Raw genomic sequence first — 25,908 nt, forward strand, 5'->3', positions numbered from 1 at the left:
AAAAAAAAGACTGATACAATTGAAAACAGCATTTGTGTTTAATTATTGTATCAGTCTCTCTATATATCCTTTATTTATCTATTTCAACTTTTGTAGATAATCGATAAGGTATTTGGCGTTTTGTTCAGGTTCATCCTTTTCAATCTCAATTCTGTAAACTTCTTGTGTCGTTCGTGTATCGAGACCATGTCCGTACGCTTTATCGTAGTAATCTAGTGTGATATCGGCAACTGTGGCATAATCCCCCTGCTCTAAACTTTCGAATGCGCGTTTTACTTTCAGTCCACCCAATCGTTTTTCAATCTTACTACACATTTGTTTAAGCAAATCAATATCGAAACAAGCGTATTCCTTAACCAATCGTTTAATACGTTCGGATTTAGGAACAATTATAGCTAAAAGCGGCGCTTTCCTCATTTGATCAAAAAGTGCATCGTTAATCCATACAGATCCTACTGCATGGCTTTCGTCTTCTGTCCAAATTGTTTTAGAATGATCAAATTCTTGCCAAATCTTTCCTAGATCATTTTCATATTGCTCCGTTGTTGGTTGGTCAACTTGCCCCAGGGCTCCAAAGACAGATCCTTTGTGATTCGCCACACCTTCCAAATCAAGAACTTGTTCGCCCAGATCGGTTAGTTTGTGTAAGACTTCTGTTTTACCGCTACCGGTATAACCACCTATTACAACCAAATTTGTAGGCCAGGAAAAAGATTCACGTATGTAATGGCGGTAAGCTTTATAGCCACCAACAAGTAGGCTGGGCTTAAGACCGGCTGTTTCGAATAACCAAGCCATACTACCGCTTCGCATACCACCTCGCCAACAATGTATCAGGATTTCACCATCAATGGCTAATTTTTTTGCTCTTCTAACAAACACAGACAACTTTGGACCAACCAACTCTAAACCCAGAAGAACCGCAGCATCTTTGCTTGAACGCTTGTATTTCGTTCCGACCTGTGCACGTTCTTCGTTAGTGAAAATGGGTATGTTAAAAGCACCAGGAATGTGCCCTTGTTCAAATTCAGCAGGCGTTCTTACGTCTATCATTGGAATTGTTTTTCCTTTTTCGAGAAAGTCTTGTGCTGATAATTTAGTGACCATGTTTTTAGATAAAAATTGTCCCGTCCTCAGTTATTGAGGAGCGGGATTATAAATAAGTATATGCGGACGATCTTAATCTATTTTTGAAGTCTTAGCCTTCAAGGAATTCACCTAATATTGAACTTCCGCCTTTTCGAGTGTTACTTCCCATAGGAGAAATAGCTTGAATTAGTTTTCTAATTGGCATAGATTGTAGGTAAACCTTACCAGTTCCGCGTAGAGTTGCTAAAAAGAGACCTTCTCCACCGAAAACCATCGATTTTAAACCTCCAGCTTTTTCTATTGAAAATTCAATCCCTTCTTCAAAAGCGACGACACAACCCGTATCAACTCTTAAAGTTTGGTTATTTAATTGTTTCTCAATGACTGTCCCTCCTGCATGTACGAAGGCTTTGCCATCGCCTTGTAGCTTTTGTAGGATGAATCCTTCACCACCAAAGAAAGTCGCTCCTAATTTTTTATTGAAAGCAATACTAACCTTGGTTCCTAAAGCTGCACAAAGGAAGCCATCTTTCTGAACAATTAGTGTTCCTCCAGATTGCTTTAAATCAATTGGCATAATAGTGCCTGGGTAAGGTGCTGAAAAGGCAACCTTTGCTTTTCCATAACCTCTATGAGTAAAGTGAGTCAGGAAAAGTGATTCGCCTGTAATCATGCGAGAACCTGCCGATAATAACTTGCCAAACAAACCAGCCTCAGGTTCTGATCCATCACCCATTTTAGCTTCAAACTGAATGCCTTCTTCCATATAAGCCATGGCTCCAGCTTCAGCAATTACAGTCTCGTTTGGATCCAATTCAATCTCGACCAACTGAATGTCGTTGCCGTATATTTTGTAATCTATTTCGTGTGAACGCATATTTTCAAATGTTAGGATTCATAAAATAAAGGTTCAATATATAAGGATTTAGCCTAAACTCAAAGAGGAGAGAAGTCCAGTTTTAGAATTTAACTTTTGTTAAATATTTAAGTCTATCGGTATTTTAAATCTTCGTCTTCAGACATCATACCCCAATAACTGTCATAGCGAGATACTGCGATATCACCTGTTTCAACAGCTTCCTTAACAGCGCATTTAGGTTCGTGCATATGCGTGCAATTGTGAAATTGACACTTGTTAGAAGTTCTGAAAATTTCAGGAAAGAAGTGAAACATCTCTTCTTTTTTCATATCAAATGTTCCAAAACCACGAATTCCAGGTGTGTCTATAATGTAGCCACTGAAATCAAGCTCGAACATCTCTGAAAAAGTTGTCGTGTGTCTACCTGAAGAATGTGATTCTGAAATTTCACCGGTTTTCAATTCCAATCCGGGCTGGATATAATTGATTAATGTTGATTTACCAACGCCGGAGTGTCCTGAAAGAAGGTTGATTTTACCTTTCATCTCTGCTTTAAGCACATCAATGTTTAATCCGGTAATTGCAGATACTTCGAAACATCTATAGCCAATGTTCTGGTAGACATCTTTAAGTTCTTGTAATTGTACTAGGTCTTTTTCTTTATAACGATCGACCTTGTTAAAAACGATGTTTACAGGAATATTGTATGCTTCAGCAGCTGCCAAAAAACGATCGATAAAAGTACTTGTGGTAAGTGGATAGTTAACAGTCACAATTAAGAAGGCGTGATCGATATTAGCTGCAATAATCTGACTACTCTTTGAAAGATTAGTCGATTTACGGATGATGTAATTCTTTCTGTCATTGATTTTCACAATAACATTGGAATCCTTATCTTGGTTGAACTCAACAATGTCACCCACCGAAATAGGATTAGTCGTACGAATTCCTTCCATACGAAACCGACCTTTGATTCTACAGTCGTGAATTTCTCCATCATCGGTTTTAACGGTGTACCAGCTTCCAGTTGATTTTATGACTAATCCTTCTTTCACAGTTTATTTTTTTTTTTGAAAAGGCTGAATCGCACTTCTCACTGATCTTGCTTATTGATAGACAATTTGACCTGTCAGTTATAGTCCTGAAAGATCTCTGTCTTAATTATTCGACAAAAATAGTATTTTTTTGTGGATTAGCTTTTTAGAAATTAGTTACCAGCTATATTCTGATTAAATTAGTTTTTGAATTAGAGTAATGATGAGAAGTAGGCAGATTTTAAAAGAAAGATTTATTGGACTTTGTGAAAAATGAAACTCCCGTAAATACCTTGATTATCTAAACTTTCTCCTTCAATAGTAAATTCGTTTAATAGTATACCTTTCCAACAGTCGAGTTCATAAAAAATAGTTTTATCTGAGTGGATAATATCATATTCTGTCGCTTTTAAAATAATCTGACTACCATTTATTTCACCTTCAAGAAACTCTTGTATCATTATGGAGTTTGATGAATCAATGTTCTCCAAAAAAATGATTTTGCCAATAAGTCGCTTCCCTATCTGTCTGAGAAAGAGCTCACCCTTAGCTTTCCCATAGCTGTAGTCTTCTTCATAGAGCCATTTTCCACTTAGGCTGTCCATATCACATGATTAAAAATTTTGTTCGACTCAAAATATTTTACTTTCAGTAAGATACAAAACAATGCTGAAAAAAAATGATCTTTTTCCTGCATGAGACTTTGCTGAAAAAGAAAAATCACATATATTTGCAGCGTCTTAGTCAGAAATGACAGACAAAGGGATTGTCCCATGGTGTAATGGTAACACACCTGTTTTTGGTACAGGCATTTAAGGTTCGAGTCCTTATGGGACAACCAATATTAAAGCTTCGAATTTATATTCGGAGCTTTTTTTATTCCCCCTCTTTAGTACAATTGAAGTCCTAAAACATATCGTTTCTAGAATAATGTGCTCTGAATATGACTAATTTTGCTCCCTGTAAATCAAATAAGCACTTCAATGTCAAAATTATTTAACCCAAAACTGTTTAGCCTTTTAAAAGCCGGAATTGATAGAAAGCAAATTTCGAATGATGTCATGGCTGGTATTGTTGTTGGTATCGTAGCACTTCCACTTGCAATTGCTTTTGCTGTTGCCTCGGGTGTGTCGCCAGATAAGGGGTTGATAACGGCAATTGTTGCAGGTTTGCTAATCTCATTTTTGGGAGGTAGTCGTGTACAAATCGGTGGGCCTACAGGTGCATTTATTGTTATTGTTTATGGTATTGTTGAGACTCATGGTATTGATGGTCTGATTATTTCAACCATTATGGCAGGTGTCCTTTTGGTGATATTTGGATGCCTAAAGTTAGGCACACTGCTCAAATATTTCCCACATCCTTTGATTGTAGGTTTTACCAGTGGTATCGCTTTAGTGATATTTTCAACTCAAATTAAAGATGCCTTTGGTTTGGATATCGACAAAGTTCCTTCTGATTTTCTAGCGAAATGGGAGATGTATTTTGCTAATATTCATACATTGAATCCAACAGCCTTAATTTTAACTGTAGCAACCATCTTAATTAGTATTTATTCAAAGAAAATTACGAGTAAGATACCTGGTTCATTTATTGCCATTATTGCGATAACCGTAGCCGTTCAATTATTTGACCTTCCTGTTACAACTATTGAGTCATTCTTTGGTGAGATTCCGACTACGATTAGTATCAGTTTTCCAGCTATCGAGTGGGCAAACTTAAGTCAATATATTGCACCCGCAATTACAATTGCTCTACTTGGAGCTATAGAATCTTTACTATCTGCAGTTGTGGCTGATGGTATGATTGGTGGTAATCATCGTTCGAATACTGAATTGATTGCACAAGGAATTGCGAATATAGTAACACCTTTTTTTGGTGGAATTCCAGCGACCGGAGCTATTGCTCGTACAGCAACGAATATTAAAAATGGTGGTAGAAGTCCTATCTCAGGTATTGTACATGCGCTGACCTTACTACTGATTATGCTTTTCTTTGGAAAATGGGCAAAACTGATTCCTATGTCTTGTTTGGCTGGTGTATTGATTGTTGTTTCTTACAACATGAGTGAGTGGCGTGTTTTCCGATCTATTCTTAAGAGTTCTGGCTTTGATATTCTTGTTCTTCTGGCAACATTCTTCCTGACTGTTTTAGTTGATTTAACTATTGCTATTGAGGTTGGTGTTGTGCTATCAGCAGTTCTTTTTATGAAGAGAATGGCCGACAAAGGAGAGCAGATTCAAAAAGATGTGAATGTTGATTTAATAGAAGATTATAGCGACTTGCCTAAGGATATATCAGTTTACGAGATTAGTGGTCCTTTCTTTTTCGCATCAGCTAAGCAGTATGCTCAGTTGATTCAGCAAATTGGTTTAAAGAGTAAAACCATAGTGATTCGAATGCGACATGTTCCATTTATAGATGCAACAGGCTTTCATAATTTTAAAGCAGTGATTAATTCACTTCAAAATTCCCATGTTAAGATTATTCTCTCCGGTGTAAACGAATCGGTATTATTGGATATGGAAAAGTATGATTTGATTTCTAAAATTGGAGAAGATCATATATTCGATTCATTCAATCATGCTTTAGATTACGCCAAAGCGACTCTTAATTAGTTGAATATATTGACTTTTAGTTTATCTGTGCATTCTTCTTTAAGCATTTTGATGCTCTTTTTTAATACAGGATGTACAAAATTAGGGATGAGTTCTTCTAGAGGGTACAGTGCAAATGAACGTTCCTGAATTCTGGGATGAGGAATAGATAGTCTTTCATTTTCTATTAATTCATCGCCATAAAACAAGATGTCGATATCAATGGTTCGTTCGCAGTACTGTGTGGTTTTGCGAACGCGACCTAGTTCTTTCTCTATAGCCTGAGTTCTATCTAGTATTTCTAAGGCAGATAAATCTGAATCAAAAGCAATAACCTGGTTTAGAAAATTCTGTTCGTGGGTGAAACCCCAAGGTTCAGTTTCGTAAAGTGACGAAGCTTGAACGAATTCACCGATCAGATTTGTCATCTTTCTGACTGCTTCAGACAATAATTCTTCACGATTCCCAATATTACCTCCTAATAAAAAATAGATTCTAGTCATAAAATATCTGTTTGAACGGCAAAAAAACTAAAGAAATCTTACTCAGCAAAATATACATCGAAAAATATGTCAAATTGTCTTTCTTCATTTACAAAATAGATATATTTGTTATGAGAATCAGATCAATACTTTCTATCGGTTTCGGATCTTAAATTTAAACTAACTGACCAAAATAAAACTAATTTTCAAATTAAGTATTTATGAAGAATTTTTTTAAAATCACTTTTGCCTCTCTCTTAGCCTTTATCATTGGTAGTATTTTATTGCTGTTTATTGGTATTGGAATAGTAGGAGCGATAGTTGCTAGTGGCGATAAGCCCGTTACTGTAAAGAATAATTCTGTTCTTGAAATCTCTTTGAAAAAAGAGATTATGGATAGAGGTTCAGATAACCCTATGGATGGTTTTGATTTTATGAGCATGAAGCCTAAGACGAAATTAGGACTAAATAGTATTTTAGACTGTATTGATAAAGCAAAAACGGATGATAAGATAAAGGGTATTTATTTGAATATCTATGATATATCTTCAAGTTTTGGCGGTTACGCCGTTGCACAGGAAATCCGCACTAAACTGAAAGAGTTCAAAACTTCGGGGAAGTTTATTGTAGCTTATAATAATATGGGATTCTCCCAAAAAGCCTACTATTTAGCTTCTGTGTCTGATAGTATCTTTATTAATCCACTTGGTAATATTTGGTTTACAGGTATAGGTGGTGAGATGACTTTTTATAAAAACTTTTTGAAGAAAATCGGTGTTGAAGCTCAAGTTGTTCGAGTTGGTAAATACAAGTCGGCAACAGAACCTTATTTCCTTGAGAAGATGAGTGTAGCTTCTCGGGAGCAGTATTTAGCTTACACTTCAGCTATGTGGAATCAAATGGCAGAAGGTATTGCTCAGGAGCGTGATATTACTGTTGATACATTTAATAAATTAACCAATGAGCTTGCAGTACGTAAGCCTCAACATGCTTTGGATTATAAGCTTATTGATGGTATTATCTACGAAGATGAGATGGTTGCCAAGCTGAAGGATCTTGTTGGGACCAAATCGAAGAAGAAGCTAAATACAATTAGTATCGAAAAGTATACTAAGGCTCCAAGGGCAAATAAAAAATATTCAAAAGATAAGATTGCAGTTGTTTATGCAACTGGAGCAATCGGATTCGAGCAATCGTCAACTGCGATTGGCCCAGAACTGGCACAAACAATTCGTAAGGCTAGAAAAGATACGACTGTGAAAGCCATTGTTTTACGTATTAATTCACCGGGAGGGAGTGCTTTAATTTCAGATATCATCTGGAGAGAAGTTGATTTAGCAAGACAAACCAAGCCAGTTATTGCTTCTATGGGTAATGTTGCTGCTTCTGGAGGTTACTATATCGCATGTGCTGCTGATACAATTGTTGCTGATCCAAATACAATCACTGGTTCTATTGGTATTTATGGTTTATTTTTCTCAGGTGAGGATTTGATTAAGAATAAGCTTGGTTTAACTACAGATCCTATTGGAACACATAAGTTTTCATCTTTCGGAGGTGGCTATCCAATTCCATTTATGCCATTCTCTTCTCGTAAGTTCAATAAGCAAGAACGTATGATTCTTCAGGAGTTTCTTAACGATGGTTATGATACTTTCTTAAGCCGAGTTGCTGCTGGACGTCACAAGACTGTTGAAGAGATTCACGAAGTTGCACAAGGGCGTGTTTGGAATGCAATTGATGCCCAAGAAAAGGGCTTAGTTGATGTTTTAGGAGGTCTTGAAACAGCCATTGCAATTGCAAAAGAAAAGGCTGGTATCGAAGATTACCGATTGATTTCTTTACCAAAAGAAAAAGATCCATTCCAAGCTTTGGTTGACGATTTAACAGGTAATGTGAAGATGCAAATTCTTAAGAGTGAGTTGGGTGTTAATTACAAGTATTACGAAAAAACAAAAGACATTATGAATATGGGTGGTATTCAAGCTAGAATCCCATATCAAATCGATTTATATTAATTTTCAAGTCAATTAGCGAAAACGGTAAAAGGACTCTCAAGAAATTGAGGGTCTTTTTTTTATTTTGTATTTCACTCCTATGTTTTAGACAGTGGAAAAACTTATTATCTTTATCAGGATTCTAACAAATTAGAACAAAAAGTGTTGATATGGAAAAGATTAAAACGAATGCAGGTCATGGCTTAGGTGTAGCTGGTTTAGTTCTGGGTATCTTAAGCTTATTTATGGCTTTTATTCCTTGTGTGGGTGTTATTGCAATTGGGCCTGGTGTAATCGCAATTGTCTTATCTACAGTTGGCCTTATTCAAGCCAATAAGGATAATGGGTCTAAGGGGATTAATATTGCGGCTCTGGTGATTTCAGGTTTAGGAACTCTAATTGCATGTCTTTGGTTGTTCGTTTTTGTCGGTATCGCGTCGTTAGACGAAGATCAGATTGAAGGCATGGTTGAGGATGTGATTGAAGAAGTTGTTCGTGGGACAAATTCATGCAATACCGATTTACAAGATGAATTGGATAAATTGGAGATGCAATTGGATAGTCTTAAAATTGATGAAACAATTCATATTCAGACAGATTCAATGAAAATTAAAATTCACATCGAGAAAGAATAAGTCAGATGAAAGGAATTGATTCCTATAGAATCATCAACATCATATTTGCAGGAGTAATTGGACTGGTGTTCATTTACTCCTGTCTTTTTTTACCCGAGAATGGTAGTCATATAGTACCTTCTTTCTATACGGATATGACAGGTCATTCAAGTCCCTCCCTCGGGTTGTCAAGGGCATTTTCAGCTCTCGTGAGAGGACAAATTAGCCAGGCTAATCAGCTTAACTCAAATGCCCTGAGTATCTTTGCATTCTTCTGTTTTCAATTCCTTTTCCGATTAATTTCACTCAAGGTGGATAATATGAGTTTCGTTAGAAGAAACTCATGGATTCGAATTGATATTCTTTTATCGATTTCCTTATTTATGATTGCTTTTTATCCGCTCATTCAATTTACCCTACAAGCAATTGGAGATGTTATATGGTCAAGCTTTTAAGAATGGGTCAAGTGAATGTGTAAAAAAAGGATGTTCTTAAATGAATTCGTCATTCTGTTCCGGTACTCATCGGGATCAGAATCTTTTATGTGTTTATTGTAAGATCCTGAAACAAGTTCAGGATGACGTCTGATGTATAATCTTCACATTATAGATATCTTATTATTATATGCTTGTATAAGTTTATTCTTTGATAGAATTCACAACGTTCTGATTAAATTTATTGGTATCAAAACGTTTGTTGATAGATAATCCTAATCGAACGATTACGAGATCTTTAGAAGGGATAATGGATACCATCTGACCATGGTGACCAATACACATGAATTCATCAATTTCAGAATCGGCATTGAGCCAGAATTGAGCTCCATACTTCCCATTTGAAGCCTTTGCTGGTGTGTATGAATATTCCGCCCAACCTTCAGGAAGAATTCGCTCTCCGTTTGCCATTCCATCGTTTAAATACAATAAACCAAACTTAGCCCAGTCGCGAGTGGTCGCATATCCAAATGATGAGCCTACGAAAGTGCCTGAAGCATCAGCCTCAAAATAAAAGGAAGGTGCTCCAATCCTTTTGAATAATTCCTCGTAAGGGAAGTTGTGATATTCCTGATCGTTACTTATCGTATTGCGAATGTATTGACTAATGATATTCGATGTTCCTGAGGAATATATCCATTTGGAATCAGGTTTCACAGAGAATTGCTTAGCCATGGCATAACCTGAAGCTGCCCCTGTTTTATATAGCATCTTGGTAACATCCGACAAACCACCATAACCTTCATCCCAATCAAGCCCACTACTCATGTGCATCAGGTCATTTAGAGCAATATCTTTTCTTTCGTCATTTTCCCATTCTTTAAAAAGAGCTTTATCGTTAAGGTCAAGACGATTTTGGCTTTTCATGATACCGACCAAAGCATTGATAATGCTTTTGTTCATTGACCATCCCAATAGGGGAGTTGATTGATCGAAGCCGTCACCATAACGTTCAGCAATCAGTTTATTCTTATAAAGAATGACAACACCTCGGGTTCTTTCTTCTCGTTCGAAAACGGAATCGAGAGCTGAGTTTAGAAGCTTGAAATCAATTTCACTTTTGATGCCATTAATGGCCGTGTCCAGAGGGATATTCTCGATTGTTGGTCTTTCAAAAGCTTGTTGTTTTAATTCTTCTTCATTGTAACCCTTCGTTATACAGCAGCCCAAAGCTCCGCGATAAATTGCTTTGCGAGGGAATAATCCGAAGATGCTAGCAGTTACCGATTTCTCTTCTCTATCAACTTTGATACTGGTTTTACTCATGAATGAGTAGTTGATATCATTATTCTCTAAGGATTCTAAGCTTCTATTGGCTATGAAAAGTCCTGAGCAAACATCTTTTGCTGAATAACCTGTGACAACAGGAAGTTTAATACTTGTATCGTAGATAAAATAACTTAGGGTAATAAGAACAATGGCTAAGAGAATTCGTTTAATTTTTTTCATAGACTAAAAATAAGAATTTCTCTGAGACCTTTAGTATTAATAGATTTATTAGGGTGATTGATAGTTAGGGGAACTATTTATTGTTATTACTCTATGTTGCGATATTTTATGAATAAAATCATTAAGCCTGATGCCATTAATAACATACCAAAGGCAAGAATATAATCAGCTATTTCTATGTTGTTTATTTTCAGGAAAGATGCAATTAATAATAATATTGCACCAGGTATAAATAAAGCTTTTACTGCTTTGTTGTTAGAGTTCATGATTTGAGTTTTAGGATTAAATATCAGATTTGTAGTTTTTTAAACTAAACTATACAAATATTAGATACAAAAATGAGAGATGCTATAAGAAATCACATTTTCATCCTGGAGGATAAATCAAAATTTAAAGCCCAAGTTGTAACCTGAATTATTACAAAAGAAAAGGCTGCGAATTTCGCAGCCTTTCTTTTATTTGTTTGATCCCCCACCGTTTTTGAAACTATCAAATAGGCTTTCAAAGTCTCGTTGGATTTTATCTTTGATATCTTCCTGACCTCCTGATTCTGCAAGTCCTAGTAGCATTTGAACAATTCTGATCTCTCGTTGTTGTTCGTTTTCAATACTAGCGAAGTATTCTGGTTCCAGTGAAAGGAAGTAATCCATTTTTTCGTAAGAGTTTTCTGCAATACGCAGAAGCAATTCATTTGCTTTCTCAGTTTCACCTGCACGGTAATATTCTTGAATGAAACCAACCAATGAATATTCAATAGGTAGTTTTTCAATTGGTAGTTCTTCCATACATCTATCAAGAACCTTAGCTGCTTTTTCGGGTTTGTTTTCATCATTTAACTGAGCTGCTAAACGAACATGATTCGAACGGAATGACATGATACCGCAAGTGATGATATGGAATTGATCCATATACACATCTGGCTCTTTAATGCGTCCATATTCAAATTTATTCATCATATTATCGTAAAGAAGATCAGTGTTGATACGACCATACTCTCCATAAGAATTTTCGGATTCAATAGGAACCAAACGGTAAGTTGCCCCTTCTAATTGGAAATACTTTTCTAAACCTAAATAATTTTCAGGTCCCATTCCAATTGAGAAGTAGATAGGTCGTTCCCATTCGTTCGATGCGATGATATCAAGAATCATCATGCTATTTTTATAGAGGTAGTTGGTTTTCAATGTCCAATCTAATCGATTAACGATAAGTTCAGCATCTTCTTTTTGAACCGTACCATTTTTAAGCACTTTATCTGAGTCAACAGGTAAATAGATGTTTTTTCCAGGGAAATAATCCATCATCTTTCCCGATTGTGTTTCTAAACGAGTTGCTTTATTATCGCTTCCCACAAACTCAATCAATTCAGCAAGGTTTTCAGGCTTAGATAAGCGATCCATTACTGGAATTTGATCTCGTATACCTGGTTCAACCTTTTCGGCGCTTAAACTCATTGGAACAGGATCAGAATCATAGGCTTTCCTACGCATCTGATTAATGTACCAATCTCCAGCTAATAAGCTGATGTTGACAATACGAATATCACGACGAATGCCTTCAACTTCTTGTGCATACCAAAGAGGGAAGGTGTCGTTATCACCATAAGTGAATAGAATTGCATTAGGAGCGCATGAGTTCAGATAGTTCTCGGCGTATGCTAATGTCGCATAACGCCCACCTCTATCATGATCGTCCCAGTTTTGCTGAGCCATAAGGCCTGGAACCGCAATAAGGCAAATCAAAGTCACCAATCCTGCTGATGCGAGTTTTGGCATTTTATTTTGCAAGAAATGATAAAGCCCCAAGACACCAAAACCAATCCATATGGCAAAAGCGTAGAACGAACCAGCATAAGCGTAGTCACGCTCACGAGGTTGATGCGGGTATTGGTTGAGGTAAACGACAATAGCTAATCCGGTAAGAAGGAAGAGCAGCATGACGACCCAGAAATCCTTTTTGCCTTCTTTGCCGGCATTTAGTTGAAAGAAAATACCAATTAAACCTAAAATGAAAGGAAGAAAGAATAAGGTGTTTCTGGATTTTTTATTTTTCAGTTCAGAATACAATTTATCCTGATTACCCAGTCGCATTTCATCTAAAAATTGAATCCCTGAAATCCAGTTACCATGTCGAATTCCTCCATGACTTTGAATATCGTTCTGACGACCAGCAAAGTTCCACATAAAATAACGCCAGTACATGTGATTGAACTGATAGCGGAAAAAGAAGCTTAGGTTGTTTCCGAAACTTGGTTTGTAGATGGTTTCAGGACCATTCCCATTATCGACTGTAATCGGATTATTTTTTGAGATACCTCCCCAATATTCATAATCCTTTACATGCCCGGCATTTGAACTGTACATACGAGGGAAAATGGTTTTAAATCGAGAATCAAATTCGTAAGCTGGCTTGCGAGAAGCAATCACATATTTATCGCCCTTTTGAATATAGACAGGAGTCGTGTATTTAACATCGTTAACCGGAGCATTATAGTACTCTCCAAACACAAGAGGTCTGTCGCCATATTGCTCACGATTCAAGTAAGATAATAGGGCAAAAACATTGTCTGGATTATTCTCATCCATAGGAGGGTTAGCCGAAGAACGGATAACGATCATGGCAAATGAAGAATAACCTATCATGATCACAACAAATGAAGTGACGATGGTATTTAATATTACTTTATTGTGCTTGATTGAATAGTTAATCGTCCATACAACAAGAGCGATCATGGCAATGCCATAAATCAGAACCCCTGTATTGAAAGGGGCTCCCATTCCATTGACAAAGGCTAACTCGAACCAAGAAGCCATTTTAATGACCCCAGGAATGATTCCATACATAATAACGCCCAAAATAACTAGAGAGATTCCTAAAGCTGCAAGAACTCCATTTCTGGTTGTTTCATATTTTTTGAAATAGTAAACAAATATAATTGCAGGAATAGCCAAAAGGTTCAGAAGGTGTACCCCAATTGAAAGTCCCATTAAATAGGCAATTAAGATAATCCAGCGATTGGCATATTTTTCATCGGCAACATTTTCCCACTTAAGAATAGCCCAAAATACGACTGCTGTAAACAGTGATGATAGCGCATAAACTTCGCCTTCGACAGCAGAAAACCAAAACGTATCTGAAAAAGTATAAGCAAGTGCACCAACCATTCCAGCGCCAAAAACGGCAACACCATTTGCGAAACTAATCTCGCCATCTTTTATAAAAAGCTTTTTTGCAAGATGGGTGATGGTCCAGAACAAAAACATGATGGTAAATGCAGAAGCAAGCGCAGACATCAGGTTAACCATGAGAGCCACGTAGGATGGGTCGGGAGCGAATAATGAAAAGAAACGCGCCATAATCATGAAAAGAGGAGCCCCAGGAGGGTGACCAACTTCTAAACCATATGCTGTTGTAATAAATTCACCACAATCCCATAAACTGGCAGAAGGTTCCATGGTTAATGCGTAGGTAATGGCTGCTATAGCAAAAGCTAACCAACCCAGAATAATGTTATACCGACTATAATCTGTATTCGATAGTTTATTGTTTCCCGACATATTTTATTAAAAATTTATTGGAACGATGAGTTCTTTTTATTGTTTTTTGAATTAAGACAAGCAAAGATGGCATATTTTCCATGGAATCATTTCCCATTTGCCGAGTTTACCTGACAGTACGATTTGTTTGTAAAAATATTTAAGGCATGAAAATAGTCATTTTTAGGCACCTAGATACTTAAGCTTCGAAAAAAATATTTTTTTTATTTGCAGAATGAAAAAAATGTTTACATTTGCAGTGCTCTAAGGAAATTGAGCAACGGAATTGTCCCATGGTGTAATGGTAACACACCTGTTTTTGGTACAGGCATTCAAGGTTCGAGTCCTTGTGGGACAACCAAAATTTAAGCTTCGAATTTATATTCGGAGCTTTTTTTATGTTTTATTTTCTCATCGAGATAAAAAAAGAGACGTTAAGTAATTAACGTCTCTAATTTTTTCACTTAAATTTCGATTTAAATTATTTCTAAAGCTTCTTTGGTTACCCATTCAGGGGAAATATCTACCATACACTTTTGATACACATCCTGAGAGCATTTTCCCGATCCATCTTTTGTACATGGGCGGCATTTAAGATCTACTTCTAATGTTTTAATCTGTTCGCCACTTGTAAAACCAAAGGCTGTTGGTCCCATTAAGGATAGGGCTTTTATGCCAAACTTGTCAGCTGCATGAAGAAAACCAGTATCTCCAGAAATAACCAAATGAGATTTCTGTACTAGATAGCAGGATTCTAAAAGGTTGGTTTTTCCCATTAAGTTTAGAACTCGATCAGGAGCTATCTCTTCTATTTCTTTACAAAACAAATCATCAGGTCCTGCCAAAATCATAAACTTGTAGTCGGGTAGATTCAAAACGAGTTTTTGCCAGTGCCCAATAGGCCAACGTTTCATTGGCCAAGCAGCAGAAGGGACAAGGGTGATTAGTTTTAGATCATCCTTATCTTTAAAGTTAAGAATGTTTGAGTTAATTTTCTGTTTGAGTTCTTCAGGAAAATACCAATCTGTTTTATTGATAGAAAAATCTGAAATTCCCCATTTTAGAAGGGGTTTTCTAAAGGATAGCATTCCTCTGAATGGCATCGGGTATTTATCAATTCGAAATTTGAATAAGAGAATACGTTTGATTCTGTCTTTACTACGAAGTGCATAGTTCGGACCAATGCCAAACCAACGCTTCCATCTTGGAACCAAGACAGTTTTTAAAACGATAGAGCGAATATTGCTATGGGCATCGAATATGTAATCGAATTTTTCTTTCTTCAATTCTTTGGCTTGTTTCCAAAGCCCCTTAAAACCAGCTGTTCTATCGAATCCCCAAATTTTTGTAATACGATCGTCCATCGCTAGAAAGGATGACATGTCTTTTCGAGCAATCCAATGGATTTCAGCGTCCGGGTAATGGTTCTTAATACCATCAACAACAGTCATACATTGTATAATATCGCCGATAGAAGAAAAGCGAATGATGAGGAATTTTTTAGGCATGGATTCTGTTTTTTAGCTTGAATGACAAAATTAGAAAGTTTTTTTTCAAAAGCTTAATTATTGGCCTGCTAATGAGTCTTGAATAGAAGAATTGAACTTTCATCAAAATTATTGTTTCTATGTTTATTCATGCTTCTTCAAGATCAAAGAGAGCTAAATATTTGATGTAGGAAGGGGAAATATTTAATTATTGAATAATTCGTCAGAGATTAATAGAAGAATTTGAGCTAAATCAATAATTCGCCGTCAAAATATTAATTGGGAGCTGAGATAGTCTTAGTAAATTATATATCAGAGCTTAAGGTGGGGTGATGAGGGTTTCGAAACAGATTGATTTATAAGTTTGAAGAGGGCCTTTGTTTGGCATCTTTAAGTTAGGTTTTTAAAGTGAAAAACATTTAAATCCTACAGAGATGAAAGAGAGAGGGAAAGCGATAGTTGTTGGTTGGGATTTTTCAGAATATTCAAAGCTTGCTTTAGATCATGCTTTGTTTTACTCATATCAAACCAATCTGAAGGTTTGCTTGGTGCATATCGTCAAACGAGAATCTGATGCAATAGAGATGATAGTTAAATTGCATGAGGTCGTTGATAGAGTTTACCAAAATAGAGGTAAACATGTTGATATGATGGTTCGTCAAGGGATTGTATCCGAAGGTTTAAGTTCTGCAGCCAAGGAAATTTCTGCTGCAGTTATTTTTATAGGAACACGTGGCGTGCAGGGTATCCAAAATTACATAGGCAGCCATGTTTTACGGACGATAATGGATTCTCCTATTCCTTTTGTGATTGTACAAGCTCCTCGTGAAAAGCACACTCATTTTTCCTTGGTGTGTCCTATCGATTCAAGAAAAGAGAGTAAAGAGATTCTGTATTGGGGTGCTTATTTTGCTCAAGTTTTAGGGGCTAAAATATCATTGGTTTATCCTGAATATAAAACACAAACAAGAATTATTAAAACTAGGGCGAATGTTAACTTCTCTAAACATTACCTGAGTGATTGTAGAGTGAGATATGAAGAGGTGAATTTGAGTTCTAAACGATTCAATAATGCTATTGTTGAATATGCAAAGAAAAAACATGCCGATTTGATTTTAACCATAACCAATCGTCAACCTAAGGTTCAGAATTTATTTACTGCTTCAAAAATTCAATACTTAATAGCAAATAAGGAGAAGATTCCGGTATTGTGTGTAAATCCTCGTAAAGATTTATGGTCATATGGGGCTTATAAATAAGATTTCTTTTAAATAGCATAGGATTATGATATCAATATTATCAACCTTTTGTTCCATTTACATGTCTATGTACTATAGTTATGACAATATCCCTGCTCTTTATTTAATGAATAAGATCAACTTATGTTTTTGAGATTAGCTTTTGTTTTGTTAGTTTTAAGCTGAGCAAAGCTTTGTTTTAAATAATAATATGTGTATTAAATAAGCTTAAAGCATAATTGTCAAAAAAAAAAGATGATAGAAAACGGGAAAACAATATTTGTGCCATGGGATTTTAAGGGCGTTTCTGAGTATGCATTAGATCATGCTTTGTTCTATTCATCTAAAAGCAAGCTTGATGTATGTTTAATATATATTGTTAAAAAAGAAGAGCTTGTAAAGGAAACTAAAATCAAACTGGATAAAATTGCAGCTGATGTTTTAGCCAGAAAGGGTAAGCGAGTGCGAACTATTGTAAAAGTAGGTAGTTTCCATTCGGGCATGAAAGAGGCTGCGGACGAGAATCAAGCAGCTATGATTTTTGTGGGGATAGATGGTTTTAAAGGGATTCAGAAATATATTGGAACATCAATTTTAAATGTTCTTTCAGGAGCAGTCATTCCATCTGTTGTGGTTCAGAGACCGAAGCGAACAAGAAGCTCTTTTTCACTTATTTGTCCAATTGACCAAAGAAAAGAAAGTAAATTATTACTAAGATGGATTGCTTTTTTGGCTCGATATATAGAGCTTAAAGTTTATCTGGTTTACCCAGAATTTGAAGAGGCTGGACAGAATAAGAAAATATTTAGGAATGTTGCTTTCGCTAAGAATTTTTTGAATAAGGAAAAGATAAATTTTGAGAGTGAATGCTTTAGTGTTTTTGATTTCAATAATTCTATAGTTAGTTTTTCACGTAAAAGGGGAATAGATCTGATTCTGAATTTAACTAAAACGGAATTAGACTATAGGAGTTTCTTTACCACTCCCAAAAGCCATTATTTAATAGCAAATAATGAAAAAATCCCTGTGATGTGTATAACACCTACACGTACTGGTTGGAAATTTATTCCTTTTAAATAAAATAACCAAAATGTTTTACTTGTGAATCCCCATTCTTTTGAATTGGGATTTATTTTTGTTGCTATTTCACAATAGAGGAATAATCAAATAGCAAGTCTATTTACAGTCATCTTTTCAATATCCACAGTAATAAAATTAAAAAAGATTATCATCTTACTCTTTTTGTTTTTATCCTTCAATACATTTGCACTATCACATTCTAATGATTCGGTAAGTGATGATCAAAGGTTCCAATTTAAATTTAAAACATCGTTGTTCCTTCAATTCTAATTGGTTACGGGATTGTTGGTAATGAGAGTGAATTGTTGCAAGTTTTTAATTCTCATATAAAAAGAAACACCATTAAATATATTAATCATTCTCTAACTATTGATAATTATGGGTAATATGCACCTGCACTTGCAGTATACGGTTTAAATGCATTTGGAGTTAAAGAGAAACACTATTTAAGAGATTGTGATATTAGCATCGGCCTATCTGATTATGGGAATTGCTGTTAATGCGATGATGTTCACATTTAAAATTGAAAGTCCTGATGGGAGTTCTAAGAGTTCTCTTCCATCTGGTCACACGGCAACAGCATTTATGACAGAAGAATATTTGAGGCAGGAATATAAAGAAGTCAGTTCATGGTATGGAATTGCAAGGTATACTGTAGAGCCAGTTCGGGGCTGTTTAGAATTCGTAACAATAAGCTTTGGTTTACCGATGTTATGGCAGGCGTAGGAGTCGGAACCTTAAGCACTAAACTTGCTTATTGGATTAACCCATGGTTGAGTCAAAAAATATTTAAGAATAAGAAACCCAATAATTCGGTTACAATACTTCCATATTATAATGGTAAGCAGGTAGGAGTTGGTTTTGTGAAGTCCTTTTAAAAGGGAGGATTTTTGATGATTATATTTAAAAGAATGACATTATCTTTGGAAAGAGATTTACTCTAATAATAAATAAAAATATTATATATGAAACTTGTTTTTGCAACAAACAATAAACATAAGCTTTCTGAGATTCAAAACATGCTTGGAGATGAATTTCAAGTTCTGAGTTTAGCAGATATCAATTGTCAGGATGAGATCCCAGAGGATCATGAAACACTAGAAGAAAATGCGAGCCAAAAAGCCCATTATATTTATGAGAAATTTGGATTGAATTGTTTTGCTGACGATACAGGATTGGAAGTTACTGCATTGAATAATGAACCTGGCGTCTATTCAGCACGTTATGCGGGAAGTTCGCGTTCATCTGAAGATAATATGAAAAAAGTTTTGCAAAATCTTGATGGGAAAAGCGAAAGATCAGCTCGATTTAGGACTGTTATTTCATTGATTATTGATGGCGAAGAAACTCAATTTGAAGGTATCGTAAATGGAGATATTTTGTCTGAAGAAAGAGGTCAAGATGGTTTTGGTTACGATCCTATATTCCAACCTAACGCATATGATGTTTCTTTTGCAGAAATGTCTTTACCTGAAAAGAATAAGATTAGCCATAGGGGAAATGCGGTACGTAAATTAGTTGAATTCTTACTTAAGTAGATCACTTTTAAACTGTGTTTTAATAAAAAAGTGAATATTTATAGAGCTTTAACTTGATTAATATATAATGTTTATATACAGAGGAATATGGGTTCCTAATTAAAGTGTAGATTTTAATATTGTAGCTTGACTATAATCCAATATTTGTTGAGTTTAATTCTTTTTGAGATTAATTTTCGCGATATGATTCATAAAACTAAAGCGATTATTTTAGGTTCGGTAAAGTATGGTGAGACGAGTTTTATTGTTCATGCATATACCGAAAAATTCGGTAGGCAAAGTTATATGATCAAGGGGGGGAGATCCAAGAAATCTAGAACGAAGTCGAATCTCTTTCAATCCCTTTTCCTTTTGGATATGAATGTGTCTCATAGAGATGGGAAGAATCTACAAATGATTCAAGAAGCTCAGTTTTCCGAATCGACTCCTCATCTAAATTTTGAAACTCATAAAAATCATCTTGTTTTATTTTTAGCAGAAGTTCTTTCAAAAGTTTTAAAAGAGGAGGAAGGAGATGCTTTGCTATTTAGTTTTTTAAGTGATCATATTTCTTATCTGATTCAAGTAGATAAGATACCCAAAGCTTATCACCTTAGTTTTTTATTAAACTTAACACGATTCCTGGGTTTTTACCCACACGATAATTGGTCAGAGATGAATCAAATATTCGATTTGGATAATGCTGTTTTTGTGGGGTTGGAAAGTCGACATGCACATTGTTTGAACAACCACATAAGTGATTTGTTGCACTTACTCTTACAAACACAACTGAATGATATTAATGATGTTGATTTGTATACAGAGGATCTGAAAATATTGCTTAGAGCCATTTTGAACTTTTATGCTCTGCATAGTCATGGGTTTTCTAAGTTGAAATCACTTTCAGTATTTGAAGATTTGAATGATTTTTAATCAGGCTTGTCTGGACATAAAATAAAAGCTCCAAGAACATCTAATGAGAGATTTTGGAGCTTTTATTATTTATAAATGTTTTTGTTTTTTAAAATAGACCGTGAATTTGTGCTTCAACTTGGTCCATTATGGCGTTTAGGTCGTTCGGATTCTTAAGGAAATCAATGTTATCTGCATCAACAATCAATATTTTCCCTCTATTATAGCTCTTAATCCAGTTTTCGTAACGATTATTCAAGTTTTTAAGATAATCCAGGCGAATAGTCTCTTCATATTCCCGACCTCTTTTTTGAATATTATTAACGAGGGTTGGAACAGAAGAGCGTAAATAAATTAATAAATCTGGAGCCTGAATCATGGAACTCATAAGCTTGAAAAGCTTGCAGTAATTACTAAAATCACGTTCAGTCATTAAGCCCATGTCAAATAAATTAGGGGCAAAAATTTGAGCGTCTTCATAGATTGTTCTGTCCTGAATAATATTTTTACCAGATTTTCGAATATCCATGATTTGGGAAAATCGACTTTTCAGAAAATAAATTTGAAGATTGAATGACCAACGTTGCATGTCTTCGTAAAAGTCATTTAAGTATGGGTTTTCATCAACATCTTCGAAGTGAGCTTCCCAGCCATATTGTTTGGCAAGTAGTTCGGTAAGTGTTGTTTTTCCTGAGCCTATATTTCCTGCAACAGCGATATGCATAGCGATATTTTTTTTCTGAATGTAAATCCGATTGGTTTCGGATGGATTTTGCATGATTTAGATGCAAAAGAATGTTCTAAACTAAATTTTCTGTGAAAAGGCCATGCAGATTGGCATCGATATTTGAGATAACCTCAGATAAGTCTTTAGGATTTCCTAAAAAATCAATATTATCAACATCAATAATCAGTAGTTTTCCTTTGTCATAACCTTCAATCCAAGTTTCGTAGCGCTCGTTTAGATTCTTAAGGTAGTCTAGACGAATGGTTTCCTCATAATCACGTCCTCGGGCTTGAATATGCCCCACCAGTGTAGGAATAGACGCTCGTAGGTAAATCAACAAATCTGGAGCTTGAATTAGGTCACTCATAACCTCAAAAAGAGCAATATAGTTCTTAAAATCTCTCTCTGCCATTAAGTTCATGCCATGCAAGCTAGGCGCAAAAATATGAGCGTCTTCATAGATGGTTCTATCCTGAATAATTTTCTTCCCAGATTGACGTAGAGCCAAAACCTGATTGAAACGAGAATTCAGAAAGTGAATTTGCAGAGGAAATGACCAACGCTGCATATCTTCGTAAAAATCGTTTAGATATGGGTTTTCATCAACATCCTCAAAGTGAGCTTCCCAAGCGTAATGTTTCGAAAGCAAACCGGCTAAAGTTGTTTTGCCAGCCCCAATATTTCCTGCAACAGCAATATGCATTGTTATGTTTAGTTTTATTCTTTAAAAAATCAACTAAAATTAAGAATAATTTTCAGGATTGCAACTTCTTGTTTTTGGATTGAAGTTGGATGGCTTTTGTGTCAGTGCTTTAGCTTTTTTATAGAGATTTGATCTCCACAAAAGATATAAGCTTTGTCGGCTAGGATTTTACTCTGTCCTCCATGTGAACTCTGCATTTCAAAAACGATGGAATCCGTTTTTGAGAGGGGTTTATATGCAAACCAAATATCATTTTTTAGATAAAGGAGATCCTGATTAGTAAAGCAAAAATCGCTTATTCCTGTTAATGAAATTTGTCGAAGAAATCGGCCAAATTTATTTAAAATTAAGAGTCCTTTTGAGGGGAGAAGTAAATATAGTTCTTCCTGATATTCACTCATTTTTGAAGGAGAAATATTCTTTATATAAGTAGATAAAAGGCTACTTTTATTTATGATTTCACTCTGCCTTGAAATCTGAAAAGCCTGATTGTCATCTTTATTGAATATCCAAAAGCCACCAGAAGATGCATTACAGCATAGGTGTGTTTCATTATCAGAATAAGTGTATAAATCGATTGGGTCTGAAAGTGGAGTCAAAGTCTGGTCTAAATATAAAAGTTGGTTGAACTCTCTATAAAATAGGAGCAGGCGAAGAGGATTGGTCACATCAATAGACGTAATATTCCCTAATAGAGCATCTGAATAATTAGAAATAAGTTCCTTTTCCGATGAGAATTTATTTAGTTCATTTCCATCAATGGTGTAGATGTAGCCCAGATGATCGACTTCTAAAATTCGATGATTAGTTTGAGCGAAAACATTAAGTGAACTGACTAGGCTCAAAATGATGATAATGAATTTCATTGGATGTATTTTAAATTTGATTCATGCTTAAAACTTCATCAATCAAATCTCTATTATTAGCTAAACGAGGGACTTTATTTTGACCACCTAATTTACCTTTTTTCTTTAACCAATCGTAGAATAATCCAGGTCGAGCTATTGTGATGATGGGTTTATCTAAAGTTATGTTCTTATAACGCTTAGCCTCATAGTCAGAGTTGACGCTCATTAGTGCATTATCAAATAGGTAGTTGAACTCATCAGTATTTTTGGGTGCTTTTTCAAATTCAATCAACCATTGATGTGCACCCTTCGTATTGTCATCCATAAAAATTGGTGCCCCCATATAGTCTTTTAAGATAGCATCGGTTTTTGTACAAGCCATTTGCATCGCTTTTTCAGCATTGTCAATAATAATTTCTTCACCAAAAGCATTTATGAAAAGCTTGGTTCTTCCTGATATCTTAAATTTATAAGGCTCTAAGGATGTGAATTGAACGGTATCGCCAATTTGATAGCGCCATAAACCTGCATTTGTTGTGATAATAATGGCATAGTTTGTATGTAATTCAACCTCTTCAAGACTTAAAACTCTAGGATTCTCATCATTAATATTCTCCAGAGGAATAAATTCGTAATAAATTCCATAATCGAGCATGAGTAACATGGATTTGTCATTAAGGTCGTTTTGAATACCGAAGAATCCTTCTGATGCATTGTAAGTTTCCATATAATTCATCTTTTCTGGCGAAAGAAGTGAGTTAAACTGATTGCGATATGGATCGAAACAAACACCACCATGAACGAATAATTCCAGATTCGGCCAGATTTCGTGAATGCTTTGTTTTCCACTCACTTTTAATACATGTTTAAGCAGAACTAGATACCAGGATGGCACCCCTGAGAGACTAGTGACATTTTCATTAAGAGTCGCCTCAGTCATTTTGTCGAGTTTCTCTTCCCATTCTTCCAAAAGAACTATAGATGAATCTGGTGTGCGTATAAAATCAGCCCAGAAGGGTAAATTTTGGATTAAAATTGCAGATAAATCGCCATAGTACGATTCATTGCTGAGGTTATTTATTTGATGAGACCCTCCTAAGGTGAGGCCTTTGCCTTTAAGTAAACCCGTATCAGGAAAAAGGGATGTGTAAAGTGTCAGTATATCTTTTCCGCCTCTGAAATGACAATCTTCCATGGCTTCTTTACTCACAGGGATAAACTTACTTTTAGAATTAGTCGTACCTGATGATTTAGCAAACCATTTTATTTCGCTAGGCCACAATATATTTTGTTCTCCTCTACGCAATCTATCAACGAGAGGCTCAATATCTTCATAAGTTTGGATAGGAAGACGTTGTTTGAAATCATTTAATGTGTTTATCGATTGGAAATCGTATTTCTGTCCCCATTCTGTATTCTTAGCATTGCTTAAAAGTTTGGTTAAAACTTCGTGTTGTGTATCAATAGGATGCTCTTTCGTGAAATCAATTTCAGAAAGTCGTTTGGTGTTGAACCAGGAAACAATGGAATTAATAAGAGCCATATATAAACTTATCGTTAGAGGTTAACAGGTAAATTATAAGTTTAAATATAGGGAATTTATTTTGTTAAAAAGTTGACTTTTTGTCGAAATACAAAGATATTCATGTTAAACTAGATGTTATTTTTAGGCTTGCTACTGAAATTTATTTAAATAAAATCGTTCAATATTAAAGGAATACTATCTATTATAGATTAATCCCTATCTTTGCCAAGATAAATTAGAAACAAAGAAAATTATATATAATGGAATCAACCAGACAGAGTAAGATATCAAGATTGTTGCAAAAAGATTTAAGCGAGATTTTTCAAATGGAATCACGTAATCTTTTTCAAGGAAAGATGATTTCAGTTACCCGTGTAAGAATTAGTCCTGATTTAGGATTAGCAAGAGTTTATTTAAGTATTTTCCCATCAGATCAGGCAGAAGCTGTTTTGAAAGAAGTGAAAATTCAAACCAAAAACATGCGTCGTTTACTAGGGAATCGTGTAGGAAAACAGTTGCGAATTGTGCCGGCATTAACTTTCTTCGTTGACGATTCACTTGATTATATCGCTAATATTGATTCTCTTTTGAAAAAATAAAGCTTTTGTTCACAGATTTTGAGATTATCAAACTTTAAGCTGAGTATTTGAATTTACCTTTCTACATAGCCAAACGCTACCTTGTTTCTAAAAAGAAACAGAATGTAATCAATATCATTTCCATGATATCAGTGATTGGTGTGAGTTTGGGTACCATGGCTTTAATCATTGTATTATCGGCTTTTAATGGGCTCAATATGTTGATTGGAGATCTGTTTGGGAGTTTTGATCCTGATCTTAAAATATTACCTGTAGCTGGTAAGACTTTTATTCCCAATTCATCTGAGTTTTCTCAAATAAAGAAGATGGATAAGGTTTTGTTTTATGCAGAAGCCTTGGAAGATAATGCCCTTTTGCAATATGGCAATCGCCAGCGTCCAGCCATTGTAAAAGGAGTGAGCGAAGATTTTGCATTGATGACGGGTATTGATACCATGATGTCAGATGGGAAATTTATCTTAGAACAGAATAATAATAAATATGCTGTACTTGGATATATTGTGGCTGGAAATTTGGGCATCGGTCTGAATTTTATTGATCCCATCAAATTTTATGTCCCTCGTCGTACGGCTAAAATAGGGCATAATCCTATGGATGCCTTTAATGTTGATTTTCTTTTTCCTAAGGGCATCTTTGCCATTCAGGAAGATTTTGATTCGAATTATGTACTGGTTCCAATGGCTTTCGCTCGTCGTTTATTCGATAGAGAAGAAGCTGTTAGTGCTGTTGAAATTAAGCTCAAGAATATTGAAGAATCAGATGAAGTACAAGCTTATATCCAAAACCTCTTAGGTGATGATTATGTGGTAAAAAACCGTTTTCAACAACACGATGTTCTCTTTAAGATGATGGAAACAGAGAAGACGGCCATCTTTTTTATTTTGGCCTTCATTCTTGTTATCGCTTCGTTCAATATTATAGGATCGCTGAGTATGCTCATTATCGATAAACAAAACGATATTGAAACGCTGAGAAGTATAGGAGCTAATAAAACGCTGATTCAACGAATTTTCCTGATAGAGGGTTGGTTGATTTCCTTATCCGGAGCTTTGATTGGAACCGTAGTTGGTATTGTAATTTGCTTGTTGCAGGCTAAATATGGCTTTATTAAAATAGGGGGG

At 35.4% G+C, this 25,908-nt stretch carries 24 protein-coding genes and 2 tRNA genes; 13 read left to right on the plus strand and 13 right to left on the minus strand.

What is annotated here, in order from left to right; all coding sequences use genetic code 11:
* Positions 1-78: 78 nt before the first annotated feature.
* The 4 genes from mnmH to ABY905_RS04215 all read right to left on the minus strand — a co-directional run bounded on the left by mnmH (position 79) and on the right by ABY905_RS04215 (position 3,587).
* On the minus strand, positions 79-1,107 hold the full coding sequence (mnmH, locus tag ABY905_RS04200) for a tRNA 2-selenouridine(34) synthase MnmH (protein WP_372640872.1): 1,029 nt from the start codon (positions 1,105-1,107) through the stop codon (positions 79-81).
* Positions 1,108-1,198: 91 nt separating this feature from the next.
* Positions 1,199-1,966, minus strand: coding sequence for a TIGR00266 family protein (locus tag ABY905_RS04205; RefSeq protein WP_372640874.1), 768 nt, complete (start codon positions 1,964-1,966; stop codon positions 1,199-1,201).
* Positions 1,967-2,079: 113 nt separating this feature from the next.
* Positions 2,080-3,003 carry a ribosome small subunit-dependent GTPase A gene (gene rsgA, locus ABY905_RS04210; RefSeq protein ID WP_372640876.1) on the minus strand — a complete coding sequence of 308 codons (924 nt, stop codon included), beginning with the start codon at positions 3,001-3,003 and terminating at the stop codon, positions 2,080-2,082.
* 233 nt (positions 3,004-3,236) lie between these two features.
* Positions 3,237-3,587 carry a hypothetical protein gene (locus tag ABY905_RS04215; protein WP_372640878.1) on the minus strand — a complete coding sequence of 117 codons (351 nt, stop codon included), beginning with the start codon at positions 3,585-3,587 and terminating at the stop codon, positions 3,237-3,239.
* A gap of 162 nt (positions 3,588-3,749) precedes the next feature.
* On the opposite strand from ABY905_RS04215, the gene ABY905_RS04220 reads away from it, so the two are divergent.
* Positions 3,750-3,823 (plus strand) — tRNA-Gln (locus ABY905_RS04220).
* 142 nt (positions 3,824-3,965) lie between these two features.
* Complete coding sequence (locus ABY905_RS04225; RefSeq protein WP_372640880.1) at positions 3,966-5,600, plus strand: SulP family inorganic anion transporter; 1,635 nt, start codon at positions 3,966-3,968, stop codon at positions 5,598-5,600.
* On the opposite strand, the gene folK is transcribed toward ABY905_RS04225, so the two are convergent.
* The gene (gene folK / locus ABY905_RS04230) at positions 5,597-6,082 is read right to left on the minus strand and encodes a 2-amino-4-hydroxy-6-hydroxymethyldihydropteridine diphosphokinase (RefSeq protein ID WP_372640882.1); all 486 of its coding nucleotides are present in this window, start codon (positions 6,080-6,082) and stop codon (positions 5,597-5,599) included. The two genes, ABY905_RS04225 and folK, sit on opposite strands and share 4 nt — an antisense overlap.
* 200 nt (positions 6,083-6,282) lie before the next feature.
* Here folK and sppA point away from each other — a divergent pair, with 200 nt between their 5' ends.
* On the plus strand, positions 6,283-8,079 hold the full coding sequence (gene sppA / locus ABY905_RS04235) for a signal peptide peptidase SppA (RefSeq protein WP_372640884.1): 1,797 nt from the start codon (positions 6,283-6,285) through the stop codon (positions 8,077-8,079).
* A gap of 149 nt (positions 8,080-8,228) precedes the next feature.
* Positions 8,229-8,693, plus strand: a complete 465-nt coding sequence (locus ABY905_RS04240; RefSeq protein ID WP_372640886.1) for a hypothetical protein — start codon at positions 8,229-8,231, stop codon at positions 8,691-8,693.
* 617 nt (positions 8,694-9,310) lie between these two features.
* Here the strand turns inward: ABY905_RS04240 and ABY905_RS04245 are convergent.
* The 3 genes from ABY905_RS04245 to ABY905_RS04255 form a co-directional block, all read right to left on the minus strand.
* Positions 9,311-10,615 carry a serine hydrolase domain-containing protein gene (locus tag ABY905_RS04245; RefSeq protein ID WP_372640888.1) on the minus strand — a complete coding sequence of 435 codons (1,305 nt, stop codon included), beginning with the start codon at positions 10,613-10,615 and terminating at the stop codon, positions 9,311-9,313.
* A gap of 86 nt (positions 10,616-10,701) precedes the next feature.
* Positions 10,702-10,881, minus strand: a complete 180-nt coding sequence (locus tag ABY905_RS04250) for a hypothetical protein (protein ID WP_372640890.1) — start codon at positions 10,879-10,881, stop codon at positions 10,702-10,704.
* 189 nt (positions 10,882-11,070) lie between these two features.
* Positions 11,071-14,172 carry a DUF2723 domain-containing protein gene (locus ABY905_RS04255; RefSeq protein ID WP_372640892.1) on the minus strand — a complete coding sequence of 1,034 codons (3,102 nt, stop codon included), beginning with the start codon at positions 14,170-14,172 and terminating at the stop codon, positions 11,071-11,073.
* 266 nt (positions 14,173-14,438) lie between these two features.
* On the opposite strand from ABY905_RS04255, the gene ABY905_RS04260 reads away from it, so the two are divergent.
* Positions 14,439-14,512: transfer RNA gene (locus tag ABY905_RS04260), tRNA-Gln, on the plus strand.
* A gap of 115 nt (positions 14,513-14,627) precedes the next feature.
* On the opposite strand, the gene ABY905_RS04265 is transcribed toward ABY905_RS04260, so the two are convergent.
* Positions 14,628-15,659: a glycosyltransferase family 9 protein gene (locus ABY905_RS04265; RefSeq protein WP_372640894.1), complete on the minus strand. Its 1,032-nt coding sequence runs from the start codon at positions 15,657-15,659 to the stop codon at positions 14,628-14,630.
* Between the two features lie 413 nt (positions 15,660-16,072).
* On the opposite strand from ABY905_RS04265, the gene ABY905_RS04270 reads away from it, so the two are divergent.
* The 6 genes from ABY905_RS04270 (at position 16,073) to recO (ending at position 20,406) form a co-directional block, all read left to right on the plus strand.
* Positions 16,073-16,897 carry a universal stress protein gene (locus ABY905_RS04270; RefSeq protein WP_372640896.1) on the plus strand — a complete coding sequence of 275 codons (825 nt, stop codon included), beginning with the start codon at positions 16,073-16,075 and terminating at the stop codon, positions 16,895-16,897.
* 234 nt (positions 16,898-17,131) lie between these two features.
* Positions 17,132-17,956 carry a universal stress protein gene (locus ABY905_RS04275; RefSeq protein ID WP_372640898.1) on the plus strand — a complete coding sequence of 275 codons (825 nt, stop codon included), beginning with the start codon at positions 17,132-17,134 and terminating at the stop codon, positions 17,954-17,956.
* Positions 17,957-18,412: 456 nt separating this feature from the next.
* Complete coding sequence (locus ABY905_RS04280; RefSeq protein ID WP_372640900.1) at positions 18,413-18,682, plus strand: hypothetical protein; 270 nt, start codon at positions 18,413-18,415, stop codon at positions 18,680-18,682.
* Positions 18,670-18,834 carry a hypothetical protein gene (locus tag ABY905_RS04285; RefSeq protein ID WP_372640902.1) on the plus strand — a complete coding sequence of 55 codons (165 nt, stop codon included), beginning with the start codon at positions 18,670-18,672 and terminating at the stop codon, positions 18,832-18,834. The genes ABY905_RS04280 and ABY905_RS04285 overlap by 13 nt, the downstream gene beginning before the upstream one ends.
* An 87-nt stretch (positions 18,835-18,921) precedes the next feature.
* Positions 18,922-19,494 carry a non-canonical purine NTP diphosphatase gene (locus ABY905_RS04290; protein WP_372640904.1) on the plus strand — a complete coding sequence of 191 codons (573 nt, stop codon included), beginning with the start codon at positions 18,922-18,924 and terminating at the stop codon, positions 19,492-19,494.
* A 183-nt stretch (positions 19,495-19,677) separates the two neighbouring features.
* Positions 19,678-20,406: a DNA repair protein RecO gene (recO, locus tag ABY905_RS04295; RefSeq protein ID WP_372640906.1), complete on the plus strand. Its 729-nt coding sequence runs from the start codon at positions 19,678-19,680 to the stop codon at positions 20,404-20,406.
* An 88-nt stretch (positions 20,407-20,494) separates the two neighbouring features.
* Here recO and ABY905_RS04300 read toward each other — a convergent pair whose 3' ends face one another.
* From ABY905_RS04300 to ABY905_RS04315, 4 genes are all read right to left on the minus strand, one after another.
* Positions 20,495-21,163: a deoxynucleoside kinase gene (locus ABY905_RS04300; RefSeq protein WP_372640909.1), complete on the minus strand. Its 669-nt coding sequence runs from the start codon at positions 21,161-21,163 to the stop codon at positions 20,495-20,497.
* 22 nt (positions 21,164-21,185) lie between these two features.
* Positions 21,186-21,815, minus strand: coding sequence for a deoxynucleoside kinase (locus ABY905_RS04305; protein ID WP_372640912.1), 630 nt, complete (start codon positions 21,813-21,815; stop codon positions 21,186-21,188).
* A gap of 101 nt (positions 21,816-21,916) precedes the next feature.
* Positions 21,917-22,681, minus strand: coding sequence for a hypothetical protein (locus ABY905_RS04310; RefSeq protein ID WP_372640914.1), 765 nt, complete (start codon positions 22,679-22,681; stop codon positions 21,917-21,919).
* A gap of 10 nt (positions 22,682-22,691) precedes the next feature.
* Entirely contained in the window at positions 22,692-24,206 is a 1,515-nt protein-coding gene (locus ABY905_RS04315) for a GH3 auxin-responsive promoter family protein (RefSeq protein WP_372640916.1), read from the minus strand.
* Positions 24,207-24,448: 242 nt separating this feature from the next.
* On the opposite strand from ABY905_RS04315, the gene rbfA reads away from it, so the two are divergent.
* Both rbfA and ABY905_RS04325 read left to right on the plus strand, forming a co-directional pair.
* The gene (gene rbfA / locus ABY905_RS04320) at positions 24,449-24,787 is read left to right on the plus strand and encodes a 30S ribosome-binding factor RbfA (RefSeq protein ID WP_372640918.1); all 339 of its coding nucleotides are present in this window, start codon (positions 24,449-24,451) and stop codon (positions 24,785-24,787) included.
* A gap of 47 nt (positions 24,788-24,834) precedes the next feature.
* On the plus strand, positions 24,835-25,908 hold a 1,074-nt coding region (locus ABY905_RS04325), incomplete at its 3' end, for an ABC transporter permease (RefSeq protein ID WP_372640920.1).

This window comes from Ancylomarina sp., assembly GCF_041555295.1.
GTDB lineage: Bacteria > Bacteroidota > Bacteroidia > Bacteroidales > Marinifilaceae > Ancylomarina.

Bases quoted from the DNA above. Each gene is read 5' to 3' on its own strand.
- mnmH (WP_372640872.1), bottom strand. From the start codon at position 1,107: ATGGTCACTAAATTATCAGCACAAGACTTTCTCGAAAAAGGAAAAACA.
- ABY905_RS04205 (WP_372640874.1), bottom strand. From the start codon at position 1,966: ATGCGTTCACACGAAATAGATTACAAAATATACGGCAACGACATTCAG.
- ABY905_RS04215 (WP_372640878.1), bottom strand. From the start codon at position 3,587: ATGGACAGCCTAAGTGGAAAATGGCTCTATGAAGAAGACTACAGCTAT.
- ABY905_RS04225 (WP_372640880.1), top strand. From the start codon at position 3,966: ATGTCAAAATTATTTAACCCAAAACTGTTTAGCCTTTTAAAAGCCGGA.
- folK (WP_372640882.1), bottom strand. From the start codon at position 6,082: ATGACTAGAATCTATTTTTTATTAGGAGGTAATATTGGGAATCGTGAA.
- sppA (WP_372640884.1), top strand. From the start codon at position 6,283: ATGAAGAATTTTTTTAAAATCACTTTTGCCTCTCTCTTAGCCTTTATC.
- ABY905_RS04240 (WP_372640886.1), top strand. From the start codon at position 8,229: ATGGAAAAGATTAAAACGAATGCAGGTCATGGCTTAGGTGTAGCTGGT.
- ABY905_RS04245 (WP_372640888.1), bottom strand. From the start codon at position 10,615: ATGAAAAAAATTAAACGAATTCTCTTAGCCATTGTTCTTATTACCCTA.
- ABY905_RS04250 (WP_372640890.1), bottom strand. From the start codon at position 10,881: ATGAACTCTAACAACAAAGCAGTAAAAGCTTTATTTATACCTGGTGCA.
- ABY905_RS04255 (WP_372640892.1), bottom strand. From the start codon at position 14,172: ATGTCGGGAAACAATAAACTATCGAATACAGATTATAGTCGGTATAAC.
- ABY905_RS04265 (WP_372640894.1), bottom strand. From the start codon at position 15,659: ATGCCTAAAAAATTCCTCATCATTCGCTTTTCTTCTATCGGCGATATT.
- ABY905_RS04270 (WP_372640896.1), top strand. From the start codon at position 16,073: ATGAAAGAGAGAGGGAAAGCGATAGTTGTTGGTTGGGATTTTTCAGAA.
- ABY905_RS04275 (WP_372640898.1), top strand. From the start codon at position 17,132: ATGATAGAAAACGGGAAAACAATATTTGTGCCATGGGATTTTAAGGGC.
- ABY905_RS04285 (WP_372640902.1), top strand. From the start codon at position 18,670: ATGGCAGGCGTAGGAGTCGGAACCTTAAGCACTAAACTTGCTTATTGG.
- ABY905_RS04290 (WP_372640904.1), top strand. From the start codon at position 18,922: ATGAAACTTGTTTTTGCAACAAACAATAAACATAAGCTTTCTGAGATT.
- recO (WP_372640906.1), top strand. From the start codon at position 19,678: ATGATTCATAAAACTAAAGCGATTATTTTAGGTTCGGTAAAGTATGGT.
- ABY905_RS04300 (WP_372640909.1), bottom strand. From the start codon at position 21,163: ATGCAAAATCCATCCGAAACCAATCGGATTTACATTCAGAAAAAAAAT.
- ABY905_RS04305 (WP_372640912.1), bottom strand. From the start codon at position 21,815: ATGCATATTGCTGTTGCAGGAAATATTGGGGCTGGCAAAACAACTTTA.
- ABY905_RS04310 (WP_372640914.1), bottom strand. From the start codon at position 22,681: ATGAAATTCATTATCATCATTTTGAGCCTAGTCAGTTCACTTAATGTT.
- ABY905_RS04315 (WP_372640916.1), bottom strand. From the start codon at position 24,206: ATGGCTCTTATTAATTCCATTGTTTCCTGGTTCAACACCAAACGACTT.
- rbfA (WP_372640918.1), top strand. From the start codon at position 24,449: ATGGAATCAACCAGACAGAGTAAGATATCAAGATTGTTGCAAAAAGAT.